Origin of the sequence: Roseovarius sp. SCSIO 43702, from assembly GCF_019599045.1 — a bacterium.
In the GTDB taxonomy this organism is placed as follows: domain Bacteria; phylum Pseudomonadota; class Alphaproteobacteria; order Rhodobacterales; family Rhodobacteraceae; genus Roseovarius.
This window is the reverse complement of sequence record NZ_CP080623.1, coordinates 282,830-303,668: the sequence shown is the minus strand read 5'-3', so window position 1 is coordinate 303,668 and position 20,839 is coordinate 282,830. Positions and strand designations below refer to the sequence as shown.

At 65.8% G+C, this 20,839-nt stretch carries 24 protein-coding genes and 2 pseudogenes; 18 read left to right on the top strand and 8 right to left on the bottom strand.

What is annotated here, in order from left to right; genetic code table 11:
* Positions 1–3 precede the first annotated feature (3 nt).
* The 3 genes from ubiB (at position 4) to K1T73_RS01460 (ending at position 4,445) form a co-directional block, all read left to right on the top strand.
* On the top strand, positions 4–1,539 hold the full coding sequence (gene ubiB / locus K1T73_RS01470; protein WP_220602238.1) for a 2-polyprenylphenol 6-hydroxylase: 1,536 nt from the start codon (positions 4–6) through the stop codon (positions 1,537–1,539).
* Between the two features lie 96 nt (positions 1,540–1,635).
* Complete coding sequence (locus tag K1T73_RS01465; RefSeq protein ID WP_259400395.1) at positions 1,636–3,780, top strand: YjbH domain-containing protein; 2,145 nt, start codon at positions 1,636–1,638, stop codon at positions 3,778–3,780.
* On the top strand, positions 3,777–4,445 hold the full coding sequence (locus K1T73_RS01460; RefSeq protein WP_220602237.1) for a YjbF family lipoprotein: 669 nt from the start codon (positions 3,777–3,779) through the stop codon (positions 4,443–4,445). The genes K1T73_RS01465 and K1T73_RS01460 overlap by 4 nt, the downstream gene beginning before the upstream one ends.
* A gap of 168 nt (positions 4,446–4,613) precedes the next feature.
* Here K1T73_RS01460 and K1T73_RS01455 read toward each other — a convergent pair whose 3' ends face one another.
* The 3 genes from K1T73_RS01455 to K1T73_RS01445 form a co-directional block, all read right to left on the bottom strand.
* Entirely contained in the window at positions 4,614–4,820 is a 207-nt protein-coding gene (locus tag K1T73_RS01455; RefSeq protein WP_220602236.1) for a hypothetical protein, read from the bottom strand.
* Positions 4,821–4,980: 160 nt separating this feature from the next.
* Positions 4,981–5,646 carry a flagellar hook capping FlgD N-terminal domain-containing protein gene (locus tag K1T73_RS01450; RefSeq protein WP_220602235.1) on the bottom strand — a complete coding sequence of 222 codons (666 nt, stop codon included), beginning with the start codon at positions 5,644–5,646 and terminating at the stop codon, positions 4,981–4,983.
* A gap of 38 nt (positions 5,647–5,684) precedes the next feature.
* Positions 5,685–7,394 (bottom strand): flagellar hook-length control protein FliK, encoded by a 1,710-nt coding sequence (locus K1T73_RS01445; RefSeq protein ID WP_220602234.1) that lies wholly within the window; start codon positions 7,392–7,394, stop codon positions 5,685–5,687.
* 76 nt (positions 7,395–7,470) lie between these two features.
* Between K1T73_RS01445 and K1T73_RS01440 the strand changes: the two genes are divergently transcribed.
* The 6 genes from K1T73_RS01440 (at position 7,471) to K1T73_RS01415 (ending at position 11,284) form a co-directional block, all read left to right on the top strand.
* Positions 7,471–7,758 (top strand): rod-binding protein, encoded by a 288-nt coding sequence (locus K1T73_RS01440; RefSeq protein ID WP_310794405.1) that lies wholly within the window; start codon positions 7,471–7,473, stop codon positions 7,756–7,758.
* Complete coding sequence (locus K1T73_RS01435; RefSeq protein ID WP_259400393.1) at positions 7,748–8,104, top strand: flagellar protein FlgN; 357 nt, start codon at positions 7,748–7,750, stop codon at positions 8,102–8,104. Before K1T73_RS01440 ends, K1T73_RS01435 begins: the two co-directional genes overlap by 11 nt.
* A 202-nt stretch (positions 8,105–8,306) precedes the next feature.
* Complete coding sequence (locus tag K1T73_RS01430; protein ID WP_220602233.1) at positions 8,307–9,575, top strand: flagellin; 1,269 nt, start codon at positions 8,307–8,309, stop codon at positions 9,573–9,575.
* Between the two features lie 115 nt (positions 9,576–9,690).
* Positions 9,691–10,083, top strand: a complete 393-nt coding sequence (gene flaF, locus K1T73_RS01425; protein ID WP_220602232.1) for a flagellar biosynthesis regulator FlaF — start codon at positions 9,691–9,693, stop codon at positions 10,081–10,083.
* Positions 10,080–10,484 (top strand): flagellar biosynthesis repressor FlbT, encoded by a 405-nt coding sequence (flbT, locus tag K1T73_RS01420; RefSeq protein ID WP_220602231.1) that lies wholly within the window; start codon positions 10,080–10,082, stop codon positions 10,482–10,484. The genes flaF and flbT overlap by 4 nt, the downstream gene beginning before the upstream one ends.
* Positions 10,481–11,284 (top strand): DUF1217 domain-containing protein, encoded by an 804-nt coding sequence (locus K1T73_RS01415; RefSeq protein WP_220602230.1) that lies wholly within the window; start codon positions 10,481–10,483, stop codon positions 11,282–11,284. The genes flbT and K1T73_RS01415 overlap by 4 nt, the downstream gene beginning before the upstream one ends.
* Positions 11,285–11,485: 201 nt before the next feature.
* Here K1T73_RS01415 and K1T73_RS01410 read toward each other — a convergent pair whose 3' ends face one another.
* The gene (locus K1T73_RS01410; protein WP_220602229.1) at positions 11,486–12,862 is read right to left on the bottom strand and encodes a FliI/YscN family ATPase; all 1,377 of its coding nucleotides are present in this window, start codon (positions 12,860–12,862) and stop codon (positions 11,486–11,488) included.
* A gap of 84 nt (positions 12,863–12,946) precedes the next feature.
* Here K1T73_RS01410 and K1T73_RS01405 point away from each other — a divergent pair, with 84 nt between their 5' ends.
* Genes K1T73_RS01405 through K1T73_RS01365 form a run of 9 tightly spaced genes read left to right on the top strand, consistent with a single transcriptional unit; the run spans position 12,947 to position 17,540 of the window.
* Complete coding sequence (locus tag K1T73_RS01405; RefSeq protein ID WP_220602228.1) at positions 12,947–13,339, top strand: FlgB family protein; 393 nt, start codon at positions 12,947–12,949, stop codon at positions 13,337–13,339.
* Between the two features lie 13 nt (positions 13,340–13,352).
* Entirely contained in the window at positions 13,353–13,745 is a 393-nt protein-coding gene (gene flgC, locus K1T73_RS01400) for a flagellar basal body rod protein FlgC (protein WP_220602227.1), read from the top strand.
* Positions 13,746–13,766: 21 nt separating this feature from the next.
* Positions 13,767–14,054: a flagellar hook-basal body complex protein FliE gene (gene fliE, locus K1T73_RS01395; RefSeq protein WP_220602226.1), complete on the top strand. Its 288-nt coding sequence runs from the start codon at positions 13,767–13,769 to the stop codon at positions 14,052–14,054.
* 4 nt (positions 14,055–14,058) lie between these two features.
* The gene (locus K1T73_RS01390) at positions 14,059–14,328 is read left to right on the top strand and encodes a flagellar biosynthetic protein FliQ (protein WP_220602225.1); all 270 of its coding nucleotides are present in this window, start codon (positions 14,059–14,061) and stop codon (positions 14,326–14,328) included.
* Between the two features lie 2 nt (positions 14,329–14,330).
* On the top strand, positions 14,331–15,050 hold the full coding sequence (locus K1T73_RS01385) for a flagellar hook-basal body complex protein (RefSeq protein ID WP_220602224.1): 720 nt from the start codon (positions 14,331–14,333) through the stop codon (positions 15,048–15,050).
* Positions 15,051–15,077: 27 nt separating this feature from the next.
* Complete coding sequence (gene flgG / locus K1T73_RS01380; protein ID WP_220602223.1) at positions 15,078–15,863, top strand: flagellar basal-body rod protein FlgG; 786 nt, start codon at positions 15,078–15,080, stop codon at positions 15,861–15,863.
* The gene (gene flgA, locus K1T73_RS01375; protein WP_220602222.1) at positions 15,863–16,285 is read left to right on the top strand and encodes a flagellar basal body P-ring formation chaperone FlgA; all 423 of its coding nucleotides are present in this window, start codon (positions 15,863–15,865) and stop codon (positions 16,283–16,285) included. The genes flgG and flgA overlap by 1 nt, the downstream gene beginning before the upstream one ends.
* Before the next feature lie 2 nt (positions 16,286–16,287).
* Positions 16,288–17,022: a flagellar basal body L-ring protein FlgH gene (flgH, locus tag K1T73_RS01370; protein ID WP_220602221.1), complete on the top strand. Its 735-nt coding sequence runs from the start codon at positions 16,288–16,290 to the stop codon at positions 17,020–17,022.
* 11 nt (positions 17,023–17,033) lie between these two features.
* Positions 17,034–17,540, top strand: coding sequence for a flagellar basal body-associated FliL family protein (locus tag K1T73_RS01365; RefSeq protein WP_220602220.1), 507 nt, complete (start codon positions 17,034–17,036; stop codon positions 17,538–17,540).
* Between the two features lie 92 nt (positions 17,541–17,632).
* Here the strand turns inward: K1T73_RS01365 and K1T73_RS01360 are convergent, their stop codons facing one another.
* The 4 genes and pseudogenes from K1T73_RS01360 to K1T73_RS17785 form a co-directional block, all read right to left on the bottom strand.
* Positions 17,633–18,058, bottom strand: coding sequence for a hypothetical protein (locus K1T73_RS01360; protein WP_220602219.1), 426 nt, complete (start codon positions 18,056–18,058; stop codon positions 17,633–17,635).
* Positions 18,055–18,753: pseudogene (locus tag K1T73_RS01355) on the bottom strand (flagellar biosynthesis protein FlhB); the annotation flags it as partial. The gene K1T73_RS01360 and the pseudogene K1T73_RS01355, both read right to left, overlap by 4 nt.
* Positions 18,754–19,252: 499 nt before the next feature.
* Positions 19,253–20,293, bottom strand: a complete 1,041-nt coding sequence (locus K1T73_RS01350; protein ID WP_220603128.1) for an IS110 family transposase — start codon at positions 20,291–20,293, stop codon at positions 19,253–19,255.
* 165 nt (positions 20,294–20,458) lie between these two features.
* A pseudogene (locus K1T73_RS17785) lies at positions 20,459–20,836 on the bottom strand (EscU/YscU/HrcU family type III secretion system export apparatus switch protein); the annotation flags it as partial.
* Positions 20,837–20,839: the final 3 nt, after the last annotated feature.

Below are 20,839 nucleotides of genomic sequence, written 5' to 3'. Positions count from 1 at the left end.
CACGTGAGGGGACCGCACAACATCCTGCGCCTCATTCGCACGGGCGCCACGCTCGAGCGGACGGGCGCGATGGCGCTCATCATGGACGCGATGGAGACCCCGCCGCTTGTCCGGGCGACGATGCGGTTCATCGCGTGGCCCTTCCAGTGGCTGGGCTACAAGGGCGATCCGACGCAACCGCCCGCGGTGCGCGCGCTCACGGCGCTGGGGCCGGCCTATATCAAGTTCGGCCAGATCCTGAGCACGCGCCCGGACCTCGTGGGCGATGACCTGGCCACGGAGCTGCGGGTGCTTCAGGACAAGCTGCCTCCGTTCGATATCGACACGGCCAAGGAAAGCATCGCTCACGAGTTGGGCGCGCCGGTCGATACCATGTTCGACGACTTCAGCCCCCCGGTCGCCGCCGCTTCGATCGCGCAGGTTCACAAGGCGCGGCTTCGCGATACCGGCGAGGCCGTGGCGGTCAAGGTGTTGCGGCCCGGGATCGAGCGCGCGTTCCGCAAGGATATCGACGCCTTCTATTTCGCGGCCCGGATGATCGAATTCCTTTCCGCCGCATCCCGGCGCCTGCGTCCGACCGACGTGATCGCGCATTTCGAGGGCGTGGTCATGGGCGAGCTGGACTTGCGGCTCGAAGCGGCCTCGGCCTCGGAATTCGCGGCGAACACCAAGGACGACGCGGGATTCGAGCTTCCCGAGATCAAGTGGGAGTTCTGCGGTCGGCGCGTGATGACGATGGGTTGGGCCGATGGCACGGCGCTGGGCGACAACGCGGCGCTCGACGCGGCTGGACACGATCGCGCGGCGCTGGGCGAGCGGGTGCTGCAACTGTTTCTCAGCCACGCGCTGCGCGACGGGTATTTTCACGCCGACATGCACCAGGGCAACCTCAAGGTCGCGCCGAACGGGAACATCATCGCCTATGATTTCGGGATCATGGGCCATATCGACGAATACACCCGGCAGGTCTATGCCGAGATCCTCTATGGCTTCATCAAGCGCGATTACCGCCGTGTGGCAGAGGTGCATTTCGAGGCGGGCTACGTGCCGCGTGACCGCGACGTGGACGAGTTCGCCCGCGCGCTTCGCGCGGTGGGAGAGCCCATCTTCGGAATGGATGCGAGCCGGATCTCGATGGGGAGCCTGCTCAGCTATCTCTTCGAGGTAACCGAGCGGTTCGGCATGGAGACACGCACCGAGCTTATCCTTCTGCAACGGACGATGGTGGTGGTCGAGGGGGTCGCGCGGTCGCTCAATCCGCAGATCAACATCTGGCAGGTGGCGAAGCCGGTGGTCGAGGACTATATCCGCGCCTCGATCGGACCGAGGGCCGCGGCCAAGCACCTGGGCCGCACGTTGCAGGTGCTCGCCCGGTTCGGGCCCCGCCTGCCGCAGATCGTGGAGGCCGCGCTCGTCCGTCAAAGCGCCGAGCAACCGCCCGAGCCACCCCGCAGGCGCCGGCGCGATCTCGTGCTTGCCGCGGCCTCCGGCGCCGGTGCCGCCGCGATCGTGGCGGGCGTGATCTGGTCCGTCGGATAACCGATATCCGAACTGGCGTCATGCCTTGCCGTCTTCCGGCCTGGTTGTTTATGGTCCCCCAAACACACCGCAGAGTGGCGAGGGACGAGAGTGACCGTGACAGTGAAAGCGAAGCTGAGTTGTGTGGTATTCGCCTCGGCGATGGCGGGTTTGCCGATCACCGGCGCCGCCGAAAACCTGAGCACCAAGCAGACCAATATCTACGGGGTGCCCGGCCGGCTGATCGACATGCCGACCGCAGAGGTCGCCCCCGAAGGACAACTTTCGACCACCGTCTCCGCCTATGGCTCGGGCAGCAACCTGACCACGCGGACCACGCTCAGCTTCCAGGTCACGCCGCGCCTGACGGCGGCCTTTCGATACTCGGGGATCGACGGGCTTCGGCCGACACCGGGCCGCCCGGCCTTCGACAAGCTCTACGACCGCAGTTTCGATCTGAGCTTTCGCTTCCTCGACGAGGGTCGGTATCACCCGGCGATGTCTATCGGTCTTCGCGATTTCGCGGGAACGGGGCTTTACAGCGGGGAGTATATCGTCGCGACCAAGTCCATCGGCCAGCGGCTGAAGCTCACCGGAGGCATCGGCTGGGGCCGCCTTGGCAGCCACGCGAGTTTCGGCAGCACCGGAACCCGGCCTACCGGGATCCTGGGGGAGGGCGGCATCCCCTCGTATGACAAGTGGTTTCGCGGCGATGTGGCGGCGTTCGGGGGGTTTTCCTACGAAGTGACCGACCGCCTGACCTTCAGCGCGGAATATTCCTCGGACGCCTATGACCGGGAGGTCAGGGACGGCGCGCTTGACCGCGAATCCTCGTGGAACTTCGCGCTCGACTACAAGATCAGCGAGGCCTTCCGGCTGAGCGCCTATTCGCTCTACGGCGATGAAGTGGGCGCGAGCGTGACCGTGACGATAAACCCGCGCAAGCCCGCCGTGCCGGGCGGAATGGAGCCCGCGCCCCTGCCCGTTGCCGTGCGCGACCCGGACGCGGCACGGGACCTGGGATGGTCCGCCGACCCGGTGCGACGCAAGGGCGTGCAGACGAGCATCGCGCAGCTTTTGCAGAAGGAAGGCATCGCGCTTCACGGGATCGACCTGTCGCCAAGCACCGCAAACGTCCAGATCCGCAACCTTCGATATGGCATGCGGCCACAGGCCATCGGCCGCACGGCGCGCGCGCTGACGCGCGTGCTTCCGGCCTCGGTCGAGACGATCACCGTGACGTTGATCGTCGAGGGAATGCCCACGACAGCCACCACCTTTGCCCGCAGCGATCTCGAGCGGCTGGAGAACGCGCCGGCCAGCGAAATCCTCAAGGCCGCGACGATCCGGGACGGCATCACGCAGGAGGCGGGGATCCGCCCGGTCGAGGGCGCCTATCCGCGATTCCAGTATTCGGTCGGCCCCTATCTCAGGTTCAGCGTGTTCGACCCGGAAAACCCCGTGCGGGCCAATGCCGGCCTCCAGGCCAAGGCACAATATCGCATCGCACCGGGCTGGGTTCTGTCTGGGTCGGTGTCACAAAAGCTCGCAGGCGATCTCGACAGCGTTTCGCTTCCCGGTGCGTCGGGCCTGCCGCGGGTGCGGTCGAACGTGGCCTTCTATTCACAGGCCGACGACCCGACGATCGACTACCTGACCGTCGCGAACTACGCGCGGCCTGCAAGGAACATCTACAGCCGCGTGACCGCGGGGTATCTCGAACGCATGTATGCGGGCATTTCGGGCGAGGTGCTCTGGAAGCCGGTCAACAGCCGCCTCGCCCTCGGTGCCGAGGTCAACTATGTCGCGCCGCGCGACTTCGACCAGCTCTTCGGCATCCGCACCCGCAACACCTCGGGGGGGCGCATCCCCGAGTGGAACGGGCATGTCTCGGCCTATCTCGACATCGGGCACGGCTTTCACGGGCAGATAGATGCGGGCCGCTACCTCGCCGGCGATTGGGGCGCCACTTTGTCGATCGACCGTGAGTTCGCGAATGGCTGGCGCGTCGGCGCCTTCGCCACAAAGACGAACGTGTCCTCGGCCACCTTCGGCGAAGGGTCGTTCGACAAGGGCATCCGGATCACCATCCCCTTCGCCTGGGGCATCGGGACGCCCAGCAAGTCCGAAACCACGACCGTGCTGCGCTCGCTGTCGCGGGACGGCGGCGCGCGGCTCGAGGTGGACGGGCGGCTCTACGACACGATCCGCGACACGCATAATCCGCAACTCGCGCGCACCTGGGGGAAATTCTGGAGATGACCTGGAAACTTGCGATTGCGGCATTGGGATCGGTGTTGGTTGCGGCATGCAGCAACGCGCCCGAAAGCGAAGTGACGGGCACGCGCCTCCTCGGGGGGCTGCTCAGCCCGCGGAAAGAAGCGCCGCACCCCTCGCAGCAGGAGCTTGCGGCACAAACGGCGGCGGCGCTTGCCAACACGTCGGCACCGCTGATCCTCGTGAACATACCGAAGCGCAACGCGGCGACCGTCATGCAACAGATCGAGACCAACGGGGCCTATGCCACCTACGGCACCTCCGACCGAAGGAGCGTCACGTTGCGCAATGGCCTTCTCACCGCGACGCGCGGGCTGGGAAACGACCTGATGTCGTCGGATGTCTTTGCTGTGCAAGCGCTCATCTCGGCCCGAAAGGCCGGTTCGGCTCCGCCGGTGAAGCGGTATCTTGACGGCGAGAACCTCACGGTCGCGCGGGTGGCGCGCTGCTCGGTCTCGATCGGCGAGACGTCACGGATGCAGGTCGCCGAGATCAATGCTGGCGTGACCCGGGTGACGGAGCGTTGCGCGGGCGACCAGCTTGATTTCACCAACAGCTACCTCGTCGATGGCACCGGGCAGATCCTGCAATCGAAGCAATGGATCAGCCCGCTCAACGGCTATATCGTGATCCAGCAATTGCGCCGGTGATGGCGTGACTTTCTGCAAGATTCGCGTTGCAGATATCTGCCGCCACCGCGTCGCGCGCGGGTCTGTCGCGCCCTGTCCGGTCAGGTGGCGCACCGTGGATTGACGGAGATCGGAAAATGAAAGGCGGTCCGAAGACCGCCCTTTCCAAGATCCGGCTCACACCGTCTTTCAGGTGTCATCGCTCGAGTCGATGGCGGCGATCGCGATGGCGCCGACCACGATGCCGGCTGCGATGGCTGCGGCCGTGGTCATCGACATCGTCCCTTGCGACGACACGAACGGATCGGCGCTCGTGTCCGCATCCTGAGCAAAGACGGGAGCCGCTGCTGCCGCTGCAATGGCGGACGCGGCCGCGAGTGTTTTGATCTTCTTCATGACATCACTCCAAACCTGTTATCGGGCACACATGTTTCACCCTTCCCTTGAACATGACACAGAGCGGGCGCGCAAGCAAAACCAGATTCTCCTCGCTCGCGCTTTGCGGCATTTGGGCAATCGCCGGGCCCGATCGGTTTCGCGGCAGGTTGCCGGGGTGTCACTTCGACTGTCGCAGCGCGATGACCTCTTCGGCCCCGATCTCCTGCCCGGTCTCGAGGACGAGGCGCGTGCCGTCAGCGTCGTTCCTCGCCTCGACGATCCGTAGCGATTGCTCGGCGGGATGTGATCCGAGAAGCGCCTCGCCGGAGTACGATTCGGCCCGAACGGCATAGGTTCCGGGCGGCAGGGGCTGGCCGTTGTCACCCACCCCGGCCCAGTCGAATGCGCCACCGCGAAGCGGGGCCGCGACGGATTGCACCGTCCGCCCGTATTCATCCTCGACCACCAGCCGCACCTCGGTCGCGCCCGGCTCGGTCCGCAGCGTCAGGGGAACGGGCGCGCCGTCGAATTTCACCGGCAGTTCGGCGCGGGCGGTCATGCCCACCCAGCCAAGCAACTGCCCCATTCCCAACGCGCCGAGACGATCGCCCAGCGACGACAGGATGTCATTGGTGCGCACCTGCTGCTCGACCGTCGAGAACTGCGCGAGCTGAACAGCGAAATCGGCCGATTCGACGGGGTTCAGCGGGTCCTGGTTCTGCATCTGGACGGTGAGCATCTTGAGAAAGGTCTCGAAATCCGAGCTGATCGCAGGCGAGCCGGCCGTGCCGGCATCCGGTTGCCCGAAGCCGCGGGTACTCGGTGATCCTTGCGTGATTTCCATGGCGATTTTCCTTCGGTTCGTGGGGCGTGACCCACGGGTCAGAGACGAAGATCGAGACCGTCGAGCGACACCCGTGTCGCGACCGGGGCCGTGTCTTCGGGGTGAGCTTCGGCAGCGCCGGCAGGCGCGGACCGGCTGGCAAAGGTGCCGGATTTCCGCTGCGTGTCCTGGTCGAAGCTGAACTCGCTGCGACCGTATCCCAGATCGCGAAAATCCTGCGCCAGAAGATCGATGTGGCGCCGCAAGAGATCAAGCGTCTCGGGACGATCCGCAATGACCGTGACCATCATGGTCCCGTCGCCGGGAACCATCGCCAGCCGGACGCGGCCAAGCTCGACCGGGTTGAGGGTGATCTCGACGCTGCGTTCGCCGATACTCGCGCTGGTCTGCGTGACCTGGTGGGTCACCTGCCGCACGATATCGGCGGCTCGCGGAGCACCGCCGGGCACCTCCGGCGCCGGCCGGGCGGCATCGGTGCTCGGGCGGGTCTCGGCCACGGCAGAAAGGTCCGGCTTCTGCGGGGCCTCACCTTCGAAAGGGATTGGCGCAATGGCAGGATTGGTCGCTGAGGGCGCCGGATGCAACGGCTCGCTGGGTGATCTTGGAGCGATCGGCTCGAAGGCGGACGCGCGATCGAACCGCAGGGCGTCTTTCGCTCGTCCCGCGTCAAGGGAGGGCGAAGGCGCGGCGGCTGACACCGACTGCCGATCCGAGAGGGGGCGCGCTGCAAACTGCCGGAGCGAGGCAGTCTCGCGCTCGGAAGCGACCGGATAGGCGCGCGCATTTACCGCGCCTTCATCCGGCAAGGGCGAGGTGGTTTCGGCGAATGGATCAGGTGCGGAGCTGGCCTTCGGCATGGCGGCGGGCGACAAGGGATCCCCGCGCGCTTCCGATCCTTCCGCATGCTGCTGGCCAGAAGCCTTCATCGAACTGCCTGCCTGAACGTCATCACTGCGCGGCGCCGTCTGTACGGATGCCGGCGCGGTCCCCTGCGCGGTGAGCGGGGGAGATTGCGCATCCACGGCTCCCTCCGACACGGCACCTGCGGATCGGCCCTGCTCGTGCCGACCGGCATCTGATGCGCCGGATGCCGACGCCTCGGAACTCTCCGGGAAGGTCGCGAAAGCAGTCCGGTTGTCAGAAACGTCTGCCTCCCGCCTCGTCGCATGGACAGCAAACTCCCGGTCGACATGAGGCATCCGGGGCGCGGCGGGGTGCGACGGCTGCCCGGCATCAAGGCGGGATCGCAACCCGGCATCGGGTTCACTCGGGCTCCCCGCTGGGCCCGTTTCGTCATGGATCAGGCGCACATCGGCGCTGGATGATCTGGCCATGGCGGGGGCAAGCTCCGCTCCGTCGACCGCGAGGGAAACGTGCGACCCGGCACGTTGACGCGATGCACCGCCCCCGGGCCCCGCAAGGCCCGGCAGTTCCGCCTCGACGAGGGCCAACTCCGTTGAACCCGTGGCCGCCACCCCATTCGGCGCCTGCCCGTCCCCGCTGCCGATCTCCGATTCGGGAACCGACGGCTCCGGCTCGCCCCTTCCGCTCTGTGCGGCGACCAATTCCGTCTCATGGGCCGACAGATGCGCGTCAAAGAACGTCTTGAATTCGATTGCCCAGTCCGACCCTTCCCGCTGTCGCGTCGCAACGCCGCGCACCAGCGCATCCGCCGAACTTATGGCAGGGTCGTGAGAAATTTGCGCTTCGAGCATGAAACCTCCGGGAATCGTCGCCTGGACCAGCATTCGCAGATTCCGGTTACCGCTTCTTTACCGGTTTGCGGTTTACTCGCCTCATCTCACGTCAATTCGAGGTAAATCCGTGACCGATCCTTTACCCACGACCTTCACGACCATGACACCGCCCGCGCCTCGGCCACAGGGAAAGGCCGGGGAGGCTGCGCGCAAGCTCGAAGCGGCGTTCCTGTCGGAAATGCTCAAATCCGCAGGTCTTGGCGAGCAGGAAAACAGCTTCAGCGGCGGGCCCGGAGAAGCCCAGTTTGCGAGTTTCCAGCGCGATCTCCTGGCCGATGCGATGGTCGAAAAGGGGGGGATCGGGCTTGCCCAGCTATTCTTCAACGCCATGACGGAGCACACGCATGACCGATAAAGACGCACGCGCCATGATCGACGAACTCGATGACCTTCTCGAAACGGAAAGAGCCGCGCTGATCGAGGGCGATATCGAAGGGGTCGCGACGCTCACGGAACGCAAGGAGGCGCTTATCGGCGGGCTTGACCGGGCCGCGGTCGGACCTGGTGAGCTTGGCGGCCTTCGCGACAAGCTCGATCGCAACCAGGCGCTTCTTGAAAGCGCGCTGCTGGGGATACGGCGGGTCGCAACGCGCATCGCCGCGCTGAAACGCATTCGCGACTCGCTCGAGACCTATGATCGCGAAGGACGGCGGCGCACGATCCCGGGCGAGCTTTCGCGACAGATGGAGAAGCGTGCCTGAGATTTGATTCAAATCCGGTGGAGATCGCGAGGCGGGTTTAGCATTCCATTAGCACCTCGGCGCGCATGGTGCGCCTGCATCCGATCGGATGGCGCGGGATCCGCGAGAGCGGTTCGCAACTGTCAGAAGGACAGTCAAAACGGTTCCGATACGGAACGCGCATCAATGGGTGCAAAAGCACCCGAAACCAAAGGAATATGCAATGTCCAGCATTCTGACGAACAACAGCGCGATGGTCGCGCTGCAAACTCTCAAATCCGTCAACAAGAACCTTGCCACGACACAGAACGAGATTTCGACGGGCAAATCCGTATCCTCGGCCAAGGACAACTCGGCCGTCTGGGCGATCTCCAAGGTCATGGAAGCGGACGTGAGCGGGTTCAAGGCCATCTCCGACAGCCTCGCGCTGGGCGAATCCACGGTGGCGGTGGCGCGCAACGCGTCCGAAACCGTGACCGACCTTCTCATCAACATGCGCGACAAGATCGTGGGCGCGCAAGGCGACAACGTCGACCGCGAGAAGCTCAACGACGAGATCCAGGCCTATATCGGACAGATCAAGTCGGTCGTGGGCGCCGCACAATTCAACGGTCTCAACCTCGTCGATGGGTCTCAATCGGATCTCAACACGGATGGGAACACCGGGGTCGATATCCTGTCATCGCTGGATCGGGGCGCGGGGGGAAGCATCTCGGTCTCGAATATCGGCGTGGCCGCACAGAACCTGTCGACGACCGCGGGCACCGACCTGACCGCGGTCGACGCAGACGTCTCGACGCTTGCCGCGAGCGGGGGCGCCGACATGGTCACCGTCACCCTTGGCGCCGAGTTCCTCGAGAATGACGGCAACGCGGGCGGCGCCGTGGCGCTCAAGGCGGGAACCGCCGGAGTTGACCTCGGCAGCACGGCAGGCCTGGTCGAGGGCGACGTCGTGCGCCTGAAGGTCGGCGATGTCGAGGGGAGCTACGTGGTGCGCGCGGGCGACACCAACGATTCGGTTTTCGCGGGTGTCAAGAACGGGCTTCTCCAGGCCGGCCTCGATGATTCGAAATTCGCCGTCGTGATCAATGCCGGAACCTCGATCACGGTGGAGAACCTGACCAACCAAGGGAATATCGGCGTCTCTCTCACGCAGCAGCGCGGCAGCGGCGCGCTGACCCAGCTCGAAACCATGAACGTGAGCACGGAGAGCGGCGCGAACACCGCGCTGAGCCAGATCGAAGGCATGATCCAGTCCTCGATCGACGCGAGCGCCTCTTTCGGTTCGGTCGAGACCCGGATCGGCACGCAGTCGGACTTCGTCTCGAAACTGACCGACAGCCTCAAGTCGGGCATCGGGGCCATGGTCGATGCGGATATGGAAGAGACATCGGCGCGGCTGCAGGCGCTCCAGGTGCAGCAGCAACTCGCCGTGCAGTCGCTTTCGATCGCCAACCAGGCTCCGCAGTCGATCCTGTCGCTCTTCCGCTGATAGGGGACAGATCGGCGACCGGGGCGCGCGTCACCGTCAGGCCGCGCCCCGGTCATGACCCCGCCGCCGACTTGCCCGGCGCGCCGGGACCGGCCAATTTCCGAAAGGACGATACGTGAACGCGATCCGACATACGCCGAACGCCTATGCGCAGAACATCGAAACCGTCAGCACCCCGCGGGCCAGGGAATACGAAGCGGTCGCCAGGACGACCCAGCTCCTGAAAAGGGCGAGCGACAAGGGCGCCGCCGGATTCGGCGACCTTGCCCATGCCATACATATCAACCGCAGGCTCTGGACGATCCTTGCCGTCGACGTCGCGGACCGTGGCAACGGGCTTCCCGACGATCTCAAGGCGCGCATCGTCTATCTCGCCGAATTCACGCGCGAGCACAGCCGCCTCGTCATGCAGCGCAAGGCCTCGCCCGAGCCGCTGATCGAGATCAACCGCGCGATCATGGCTGGTCTCAAGGATGGTGCCCGGCACTCGACGGGGGCACGCGGATGAGCGGCCTTGTCCTGAAGCTCGGCCCCAAGGAACGCGTGCTCGTGAACGGCGCGGTTCTCGAGAACGGGGACCGTCGGACGCGCGTCGCGATCATGACACCGGGCGCGAACATCCTGCGGCTGCGCGATGCGATACATCCCGACGATGCCAACACGCCGGTCCGGCGGGTCTGCTACGCGGTGCAACTGGTCCTCTCGGGAGACAGCGACGCCGAAGCGGCGCGTCTGCCGCTCCTGCGCCACATCGAGGAGTTGAGCCGCATCCTGACCGATCCGGACAGCCGCGCGCACCTGGCCCGCGCAACCGATGCCATCCTGGAGGATGAGCATTACAAGTGCCTGAAATCCCTGCGCGCCCTGCTCCCCCGCGAGGCGCGGCTTCTGGCGCGCGCCACGGCATGAGTTTTCAGCCCATACTGCCCGTCGGAGGTGTGGCCGGCTGGCGGCTTCTCAAGGCCACTCTTCCGGCGCAACGCCAAAGCTTCGACCGGACACCGCGCCTGGAACGGGATACCGCCTATTTCGAAGCCAATATCGCCTCGGTCCGAAATGCCGACGATCTCGTCTCCGACCGTCGGCTGCTGCGTGTCGCGCTTGGCGCCTTCGGCCTGGGCGAAGACATCTCGAGCACGGCGTTCGTGCGCAAGATCCTCGAGGAGGGAGCCACCGCGCGCGATGCCCTGGCCAATCGCCTCACCGACACGCGCTACCGCGCCCTTGCACGAGAATTCGGCTTCGGCGATCCGCTCGGGGCCCGCACGGGCGATCCGGGCTTCGGCGAGAGGATCTCGGACCTGTTTCGCACGCGCGAATTCGAAGTGGCCGTCGGGGAACAGGACGACGCCATGCGCCTTGCGCTCAATGCCGAGCGAAGCCTGCCCGATCTTGTCGCGACGGGCAGCGACGAGACCAAGTGGTTGCGGATCATGGGCGACCCGCCGCTCCGGCAATTCTTCGAAACCGCCCTCGGGATTCCCGATGGCTTCGCCCAGGTCGATCTCGATCGGCAGGTCGATGAATTCTCGAACCGTGCACGGCGCCAGCTTGGCATCGAGGGTCTTTCGGATCTCGAGGATCCGGCCAATATTCAGCGGCTCATCGACCGCTTCCTCGTCCGCGAGCAGACATCGGCATTCTCGGCCTCGAGCGCGGGTTCCACGGCGCTCACGCTGCTTCAATCGATGCGCCCACTTTTCGCCTGACTGCGCGCCGGGTGGCAACGGTCTTCCGGTTCCGCACGGCTAAAAGCTTCGGAAAACCGGTCGAACCGGCACTGGCGACGAGGCCATTCTGCAAGGCCATCCTCCGCTTGGATGCTCGGCGCATGTCACCCGGCACGGGCGAAGCACATCGTGGCAGGACCGCCGTTTCAAGACAGCCACCACCGGATCACCACCACCCCCTTACACGCCGCGTGCGGGTTCGGTCGGCGCCGGGTTTTTCTGCGATTTCGCGGACGCGGCGCGGCGCAGGATGAGGGCCAGGCGGTCGAAGCTGTCTCGCGTGGTTCCGCCTTCCACCTCTCCGACGAGGGCGTCGAGATCCGGCCAGGCGCGGATCGCTTCGTCGAGACGCGGATCCGACCCTTCGCTGTAAAGTCCCGCGCGGATCATCGTCTCGGACCGCTCATATGCACCCAGAAGCATGCGCGTCCGCGCGATCAGATCATTCTCGTCCGCGCTGGCGGCGGCCGGCAAGCTGCGGGAGACCGATCGCAGGAGATCGATCGCCGGAAAGCGGCCCCGCTCGGCGATCGCGCGGTCCATCACGACGTGACCGTCCAGCACCCCGCGCAGGATATCCGCGACGGGCTCATCCATGTCGGAGCCCGCGACCAGCACGCTCAGAAGCGCCGTGATGTCGCCCTGCCCTTCGGCGCCCGGTCCCGCCCGCTCGCAAAGCGACATGATCATCTGCGCCGTCGAGGCCGGGAAGCCGCGCAGCGCCGGAAGTTCCCCGGCGGCGATCGCCACCTCGCGATGCGCCTCGGCAAAACGGGTGATCGAATCGGCCATCAGAAGCACATGCGCCCCCTGATCGCGAAAATGCTCGGCCACGCACATCGCAGTCCAGGCGCACCTGCGCCGGATGAGTGGCGACGTGTCGGAGGTGGCCGCCACGATGACCGAGCGTTTCATGCCATCGGTGCCGAGGACATTGTCGGCGAATTCCCGAAGCTCGCGCCCCCGCTCTCCGATCAGGGCAAAGACGACGACATCCGCTTGCATGTTGCGGCCCAGGTGGCCCAGAAGGCTCGATTTGCCGACGCCGGACCCGGCGAAAAGGCCGACGCGCTGGCCCCGCACGATCGGCAGGATCGTGTTGAAGACGGCCATCCCCGTCTCGAGCCGCCCGCCCATGGCGCGACGCACCGACGGCGGCGGCGGATCGCCCCGAACCGGACGCGCCCTCGCTCCGCGAGCGAGAGGACGGCCATCGAGCGGCGCGCCGAACGGATCGATGACGCGCCCGATCCAGCCATCGCAGGGCGCGATGTCGCCCCCGTTCGTCACGACCACGCGGTCGCCGAGCCCGAGGCCGACCGGGGCCTCGTCCGGCAGCACGACCGCCGCCGCGGAATCCATGTTGAGAATTTCCCCGGCCAGCGCGGCCCCATCGGATCGACGGGTGATGACGACCCGGTCACCCAGCCGCGCCACGTCCGACAGGCCGCCCACCCGGAGCGTATCGCCACCGATGGACATGACGCGGCCGATGGTGTGCGCAGCGTTTAGTCTGGCGATCTCGGCCCGCAGGCCGGACAACTCGGGTGCTCTCATCGGGCTCTCCAAAAATCTTCTGAAAACAATTTCTAAAGGAATCACGGTTAAGCCTTGGTTGAAACGCACCGGGGAATCGCCTCAATGTTCGCAGATCTCGATATTTTCCGACTGGCCCATGCCATGGCCCGTCACGCCGGTAGCCGGCAAAGCGTCATCGCGCAGAACATCGCGAATGCCGACACGCCGGGATATGCCGCGCGCGATATCCAGCCGTTCGGAGAGTTGATGGGCGGCGGGATCGGTGCGCCCGCCCGGCTTCGCGCGACACGCCCCTCGCACCTGGATGCGACGGCGGCGGCAAGTGATGTGCGGGTCAGCGAACGTCGCGACGTGCCGACCGATCCAAATGGCAACTCGGTCGCGCTCGAGACCGAGATGATGACGGCGGTGCAGGTCAAGCGCGACCACGACCGCGCCATCGCGATCTATCGCTCATCGCTCAACATCCTGCGCAGTGCCGTGGGCCGCAGGTAAGGAGACGGACATCATGACGGATTTCTCCGACGCGCTCAGCGTCTCGTCAAGCGGGCTCCGGGCCCAGGCCCAGCGCCTGCGCCACGTTTCGGAAAACATCGCGAATGCCGACACGCCCGGCTATCGGCGCAAGACGGTACCGTTCGAACTCGAGAGCGGCGGGCCCGGCGCGGCCGCGGGGGTCAGGACGGGCCGCGTCAACCTCGACCGCTCGGAACTCGCGCGCATCCATGATCCGTCGCACCCGCTCGCCGATGCCACGGGCTATTACGATGGTTCGAATGTCGACCTCGTGATCGAGATCGCCGATGCCCGCGAGGCGCAGCGCAGTTACGAGGCCAATCTCAAGATGTTCGACCAGGCAAGACAGATGTCATCGAGCCTGATGGACCTGCTGCGCCGATAATCCCACGAAGGAGGATCCAGAATGGATATCACCGCCCTTAATGCCGCCCGGAACTATGCGGCCCAGCGCCCCGCCACTGCGCCCGATCCGGCCACCGCGACCGGCGGCGCGGCCGGCGGAATCGTCCGCGATTTCGCTGCGACCCTGCAGGAGGCCGAGGCCACGGCGACCAGCGCCATGACCGGAGAGGCCGACCCCCATGCCCTCGTCCAGGCGCTCGCGCAGGCGGAGCTCGCCGTCGAGACCGCCGTGACCGTTCGCGACAAGATGGTCGAGGCCTACCAGGAAATCCTGCGGATGCCGGTCTAGAACGATGGAGAGCGAGGTCATCTTCTTCGACACGTTACGGCAGGGGCTCTGGATCGCGGTCATCATCTCGACCCCCATCCTCGTGGTGGCGCTGGTCGCGGGCCTGACCGTGGGGCTTTTCCAGGCGCTCACGTCGATACAGGAGATGACACTCACCTTCGTGCCCAAGCTCGCGGCGATCATCGCGGTCTTCTGGCTCAGCATGGGCTTCATGACCCGGACGCTCGTTTCGTTCTTCCAGGATCACCTGATCCCGATCATCGCAGGAGGCTGACGATGGAAAGCACCGGATACACCACCCTGACCCGCCAGGTCGGGTTGATGCGCGAAATGCAGGTGGTGGCCAACAACATCGCGAACGCGGCAACCACCGGCTTCCGCCAGGAGGGGTTGGTCTTTGCCGAATACATCCAGCGCAACGAGGGCGGGCCGTCGCTTTCGATGGCATCGGCGGATGTGCGGCATACCTCGATGACGCAAGGCGCGCTGACGCAGACCGGCGGCGAGCTCGATCTCGCGATCGAGGGTGAAGGCTTCTTCCTCGTCGAGACACCCGGCGGCGAACGCCTCACCCGTGCCGGGAGTTTCGCGCTCTCGGCGGCGGGCGACCTCGTGACGCCGGCAGGCTTTCGCGTGCTCGATGCCGGGGGCGCACCGGTCTTCGTGCCCCCCGATGCGACCGGCCTCGGCATTTCGCCCGATGGCACACTGAGCGCCGACGGCCGTCCGCTCTCGCAGATCGGGCTTGTCCGACCCACGGATCCGACCGGCCTCATCCGTGAGGACGGCGTCATGTTCCGTTCCGAGGCGGGGTTCGAGCCGGTCGAGGACGGCCGGATGCTTCAGGGGTTTCTCGAGGGTGCCAATGTGGATCCGGTTTCTCAGGTCGCCCGCATGATCGAGGTGCAGCGCGCCTACGAGATGGGCCAGAGCTTCCTCGAGGCCGAGAACGAGCGCCTGCGCACCGCGCTCCAGACATTCGTGAAGACCAGATAACCCGGCCTCGTCCAGAAGGAGAACGCCATGCGAGCCCTGAAGATCGCCGCCACCGGGATGGCGGCACAGCAGATGCGGGTCGAGACCATCTCGAACAACCTCGCGAACATGTCGACCACCGGCTACAATACCCGCCGCGCCGAATTCGCCGACCTGCACTACCAGCAACTGGCGCGGGCCGGCACGGTCAACGCCGCGGATGGCACCGTGCTTCCCACCGGAGTGCAGCTTGGCCTCGGGGTGCGTCCGGCCGCGGTGAGCGTGCATCTCGAGCAAGGCTCTCTCTCGGCCACGAACGGCGATCTGGACGTGGCGATCGAGGGCAAGGGCTATCTTGAGATCGAGCTGCCCTCCGGGCGCGCCGCCTACACGCGCGACGGGGCGCTGAAGCGCTCCGCCGATGGCCTGATCGTGACTTCCGACGGCTATCCTGTCGCACCGCAGATCACGATCCCCGAAGATGCCCGCTCGATCTCGATCAACGGCGCGGGCGAGGTCTATGCCTATTTCGCCGACGCAACCGAGGCACAGCTTCTGGGTCAGCTCTCGCTCGCGGGTTTCACCAATCCCAAGGGGCTCGAGGCGCTGGGGAGCAATCTCTTCTCCGAGACCGAGGCATCCGGTCCGGCGATCGTGACGACGCCGGGGCAGGACGGGCTTGGCACGGTTCGGCAGGGCTATCTCGAGGACAGTTCTGTCGACCCGGTGCGCGAGGTGACCGAGCTGATCGAGGCCCAGCGCGGGTACGAGCTCAACTCCAAGGTGATCTCCGCCGCCGACCAGATGCTCGGCGCCACGACGCAGGTGCGCTGATGCGAACGTGGATCGCAGCTCTTGCCCTCCTGGCCAGCCCGGCGCAGGCCGAATCGGTCCTCGCGGCCCGGACGCTTCGGGCGCAGACCATCGTCACGGCGCAGGATCTCGTGGTGAAGGACGTGGAGATCGTCGGTGCCGCGCGCTCGATCGACGAAATCATCGGCCGCGAAACGCGGATCGCCCTCTACGCGGGGCGGCCCGTGCGACCGGGCGATGTCGGGCCGCCTGCCGTCGTGGAGCGCAACCAGATCGTGCCGCTCGTCTTCGATCGCGGCGGGCTTCGCATCACGAGCGAGGGTCGGTCTCTCATGCGCGCGGGTCCGGGCGAGCGTATCCGCGTGATGAACCTCGCCTCGCGCATCACCGTCATGGGCCGCGTGCGCGCCGATGGCCGGGTTTTCGTCTCGGAACAGGAGTGACAATGAGCCATCGCACCCTTCTCATCGGCGCCACCGCCGCCCTGACGCTCGCGGCCTGCGGTCGCGCCGATCACATCGGCAAACCGCCGAGCTTCACGCCCGCGATGAACAGTGACGAACATGTCGCCATGCTCGACCCCGGCCTGCCGCGGACCGTCGAGACCGCGCGCGACGTGGATGGCGCCTCGCTCTGGGCCGCCGGACAACGCTCGCTGCTCGGCGACCGGCGGGCGATCAAGCGCGGCGATATCCTCACCGTCGTGATCGAGATCGACGAGGAGGCCGAGATCTCGAACTCCACCTCGCGCTCGCGCAACGGCTCCGAGAGCATGAGCGTGCCGCACCTCCTGGGTCTGCCGCAACGGATCGACGGCAAGCTGCCGGAGGGCGCGAGCATGGACAATGCCGTGGCGCTCGACAGTTCTTCGCGCTCGGGCGGCGACGGATCGGTAAGCCGCAGGGAGGAGCTGACGCTGCGCGTCGCGGCCACGGTGATGCAGGTGCTTCCCAACGGGGTTCTCGCGATCCAGGGATCGCAGGAGGTGCGGGTCAATTTCGAGCTTCGCGAGCTTCTGGTAACGGGCTATGTCCGTCCCGAGGATATCTCGCGGCAGAACGAGATCACCTACGACAAGATCGCGTCGGCCCGCATTTCCTATGGCGGGCGGGGTCAGATCACCGATGTTCAGCAACCGCGGATCGGCCAGCAGGTGCTGGACGCGGTCCTGCCATTCTGAGGACCGGGTCCATGAAGAAAATCCTCATCCTCGTCCTTCTGCCGCTTCTGGGTCTGGGCGGCGGCGTGGAAGCCGGCCTCGCTCTGCGCTCCGATGCGCCTCCCGATGCCGAGACGCCGCCCGAAACATGCCAGCCCGCCGATCATGCGGCAAACGATGTGGCTCTCGCCGAGACTCATGCTGCCGCGCCCGCCGGTCGCGACTACGTCAAGCTCAACAACCAGTTCGTGGTCCCGCTCGTCGCCGAAGGCGGGATGCAGGGCCTGATTGTCATGTCTCTCAACCTCGAGGTGACGGCGGGAAGCTCCGAGGCTGTCTATCTGCACGAACCGAAGCTGCGCGATCACTTCCTCGAGGTTCTTTTCGAACATGCCGGCATCGGCGGGTTCGACGGCGATTTCACCGACAGCCGCAAGCTCGGCGCCCTGAAGGCCGCACTGCGCGACGTGGCGCGGAAGGTTCTGGGGCCGGTGGTGCAGGACGTGCTCATCACCGATCTCGCGCGGCAGGCGGGCTGAGATCCCGGCGCAAGCGTGATGCTGCGACCCCGTTGGAGATCAGCTCCGATCACCATTTTTCGCAGGCGGGCGCGAAAGCGGGAATCGCGCCTTCACGCGGGGGATTTCGCAGTCAGGATCATCTGGGCATCCCGCGCCCGCCCTGCCGCGCCCGCCGCGCGGCGCCTCTGACTGGCCACCTCCTGTTTCATGAGGCTCGCGGCCGCCTCGTGCCGACCGAAGGCCAGCCGCACCCGGGCCATGACCGCCTCCTTCCCCGCGAGATGACGCGCGAGGCGATGGGTCAGCTCGCGCCGGCGCCTGTCCTGCCAGGCCGTCCAGGCGATCTCGGCCCCGATCGCGCGGAGATCTCGAAGCTCGGCTACGGGAAGGCGCATCATCTCGGCCCGGTGCGCATCGAGGCGCGCGATGTCACGCCGAAGCGCCGTCTCCGTCTCGAGGAACGCCGCGAGTTGCCCGCGCTCCCGCTCGAAGGCGACCCGCGTCACCTCGACCAGATCGCGGACGTCGCGTTTCATCCGAAGCTCCTTGCCCGTGTGCGCATCGCGTCGGCAAACCTGATGGCGGCCGCCACCGCACGGTAGTGATCCGGCGATATCTCGTCTCCGATCACCGTGGTCGCATGGAGCGCCCGCGCCGTGGGCGGATCGTGCCGGATCGGAACGCGCGCCTCCTCGGCGGCCTTGCGGATGGCAAGCGCCATGTTGTCCACGCCCTTGGCCACGCAGACCGGCGCGGCCCCCGCAGCCCGCGACCATTTCAGCGCGACGGCATAGTGGGTCGGGTTGACGATCACGACGTCGGCGCCCGGCACGTCGGCCATCATCTGCGACGACGCGATCTCGGTCGCCCGTTGCCGCCTCTGGTTTTTCATGTGCGGATCGCCTTCGTGCTGCTTGTGCTCGTCCTTGATCTCCTGATGCGACATGCGGTTGCGGCGACGGTGGTCATGCCGCTGCCAGAGATAGTCGACCCCGCCGATGGCAAGCGCGATGGGCACGACCACGAGCATGAAATCCGTCATCTGCCGCACCATCAGAAGGCCGATTCCGCGCGGTTCGGCATGAAGCGCGCCGGTCATCTCGGGCAGGCGCCAGGTCACGAAACTCGCCAGCAGCGCGGAATAGATCATGAGCTTGGCGAGGCTCTTGGCGAACTCGAAAAGTCCGGATGGTCCGTATTTCTGCTTGGCGTTGGACAGCGGGTTGATCCTTCTGTAGTGGGGCGATTGTGTTCAAGAGGGAGATTTCAATGAGAAAGGTCCCGTCTGGGCGTGCCGCAGCGGGGTTGGGCGGATCTCGCCAGCAGAGAGCGGGTCGGATCGAACGGGGGCGACGCGAGGGGCGTTCAGCGCGGAGACGCCAATTCATCTCGGCGCTGAACGCCCCGGATCGCGTGGCACCAATGTCAGTCGGGTTGGCTGTGTCGTAAGACCGTGCTTGCGTCGACTTCCTCGAGGGCGCTCCCATGCCGGCATCATGCTTCTGTCCGCGGTCAGCGCATCGGCTGCCTTCATTATGCCAAGTCCAAGAGCAGTTCCCGCGTGCCAATCTTTCAGGCGTCCTCAGATCGTCATGATCCGGCGACCAGGATAACCACGGCATCATCGGGGACCGCGTCCCGGCAAGGGACCTCGGTGAGCCTGCACCCTCAGGCGCGGTCGATCTCTCCTTCTCGTTCAAGCCTCATTTGCGGAATGCCTGATACGGGGGTCATGCGACTGCTGCCCGCATGGCATCGGCCCGCTTGAAGCAGAATTGCGTGCCATCACGCCACATGCGGTGCAGCACCACGCCGATACGGCGCGCCAATGCAACCGTTGCCCGCTTCTTTCCGCGGGATTTGGCGACATTCCATGCCCAGGCGGTCAGCCAGCTGGCCCTGCCTCGGTTCAACATCACTGTCGCGGCACGGTAGAGGGCAGTTCGCAAGCCAACATCACCGGCCTTCGTGATCTGGCCGAGGATATCTCGCTCTCCCGATTGATCACGTTTCGGGGTCAGCCCAGCCCAGGGTCCGACCTCTTTCGAGGATCGGAAACGGTCTGGATCATCGATTGAGGATTTGACAGTCAGCGCCACAAGTGCGCCCACGCCGGGCATGGTCATGAGCAGCCGACACACCGGGTCTATTTTCGCGTAGCCGCGCAACAGCTTTTCCAGCTTGGCTAGTTCTTTGCGAAGTTCCCGGCGGGCGGTCAGAATCGATGTGACCGCGGCTTCCAGCATGGGATTGCCGTCAACGAGCTCGCGCACGCGATCCTCATACCGGCCTTTCGAAATCTTCCCGATCTTCAGTCCGAAATTGCGCAGAATGCCCCGCATCGAGAGTTCGATGTTCAGCATGGCCTGCTGTACCGCCTTACGGGATGACAGCAGCGCGCGCGTTTCCTGCGCCGAAACGGATTTGCAATGGACGGGCCGAAACCAGCCCATGTGCAAAAGCCGGGCAATGCCCTCCGCATCACGCCGATCTGTCTTGTTGGGCATCGCTTTCAAGGCGCCCTTAACCTGACGCGTTTCCATCAGAACGGCGTCAAAGCCGGCGTCGACCAGAGCCCGATGCAGCCATTGTGACAGGGGACCGGCCTCCAGGCCCACACCTATTACTCGACCGGGCAGATCATGTAGAACCCTCACCAGTTCCTCGGGTTCGCTGGCGGCCGTGGTCTCCTTGATTACCTTCCCATGCGCGGAAACCGCGCAGATGGCCGTGCTTGCCAGCGAGACGTCCAATCCGATATGCAAATCCATGTCGTTGCCCTTTCTTTGCCAAGAGAGTTTGGGGCGCGCCCACCGGCCCGACCCCGTCGACACGTGAGAGACGTGCCAAGGGCAACGACACTTCAAAACATCCCGTATCGCAAAGCATAACGTCAGTGATTCGTGCCGCGCCCCACTACGGCATCTTTGAAGTTTCGGCCTGAGCTTGGTGGGCGCCATGACAAAGCTGCGGGTGCCCACCACCGCGAGCAGCGCGAGCGCGGCCGGAAGCGCGAACCAGGCGAACATCGGGACCGCGACCGCCTCGACGAGGCCCGCCGTGACCGGCCGCGCGTTGCCATCGAAGAAGGCAGCCCGAAGGCGGTCGGGCTGTCCCAGGAGCACCATCATCGCCGTTCCGGTCCGTTCGGCGGCCAGCCCGCCCATCATCAGCGCGGCCAGCAGGACGCCCGTGTATCCAGCCGCCGAGGTGAGGTCGGCCGATCGCGCAAGCTCACCCTTCTTGCGCGCCTCGTCGAGCTTGTGCTGCGTCGGCTCGTGCTGCTTGTCGGTGTCGTCGTCCTGACCGGCCATGTG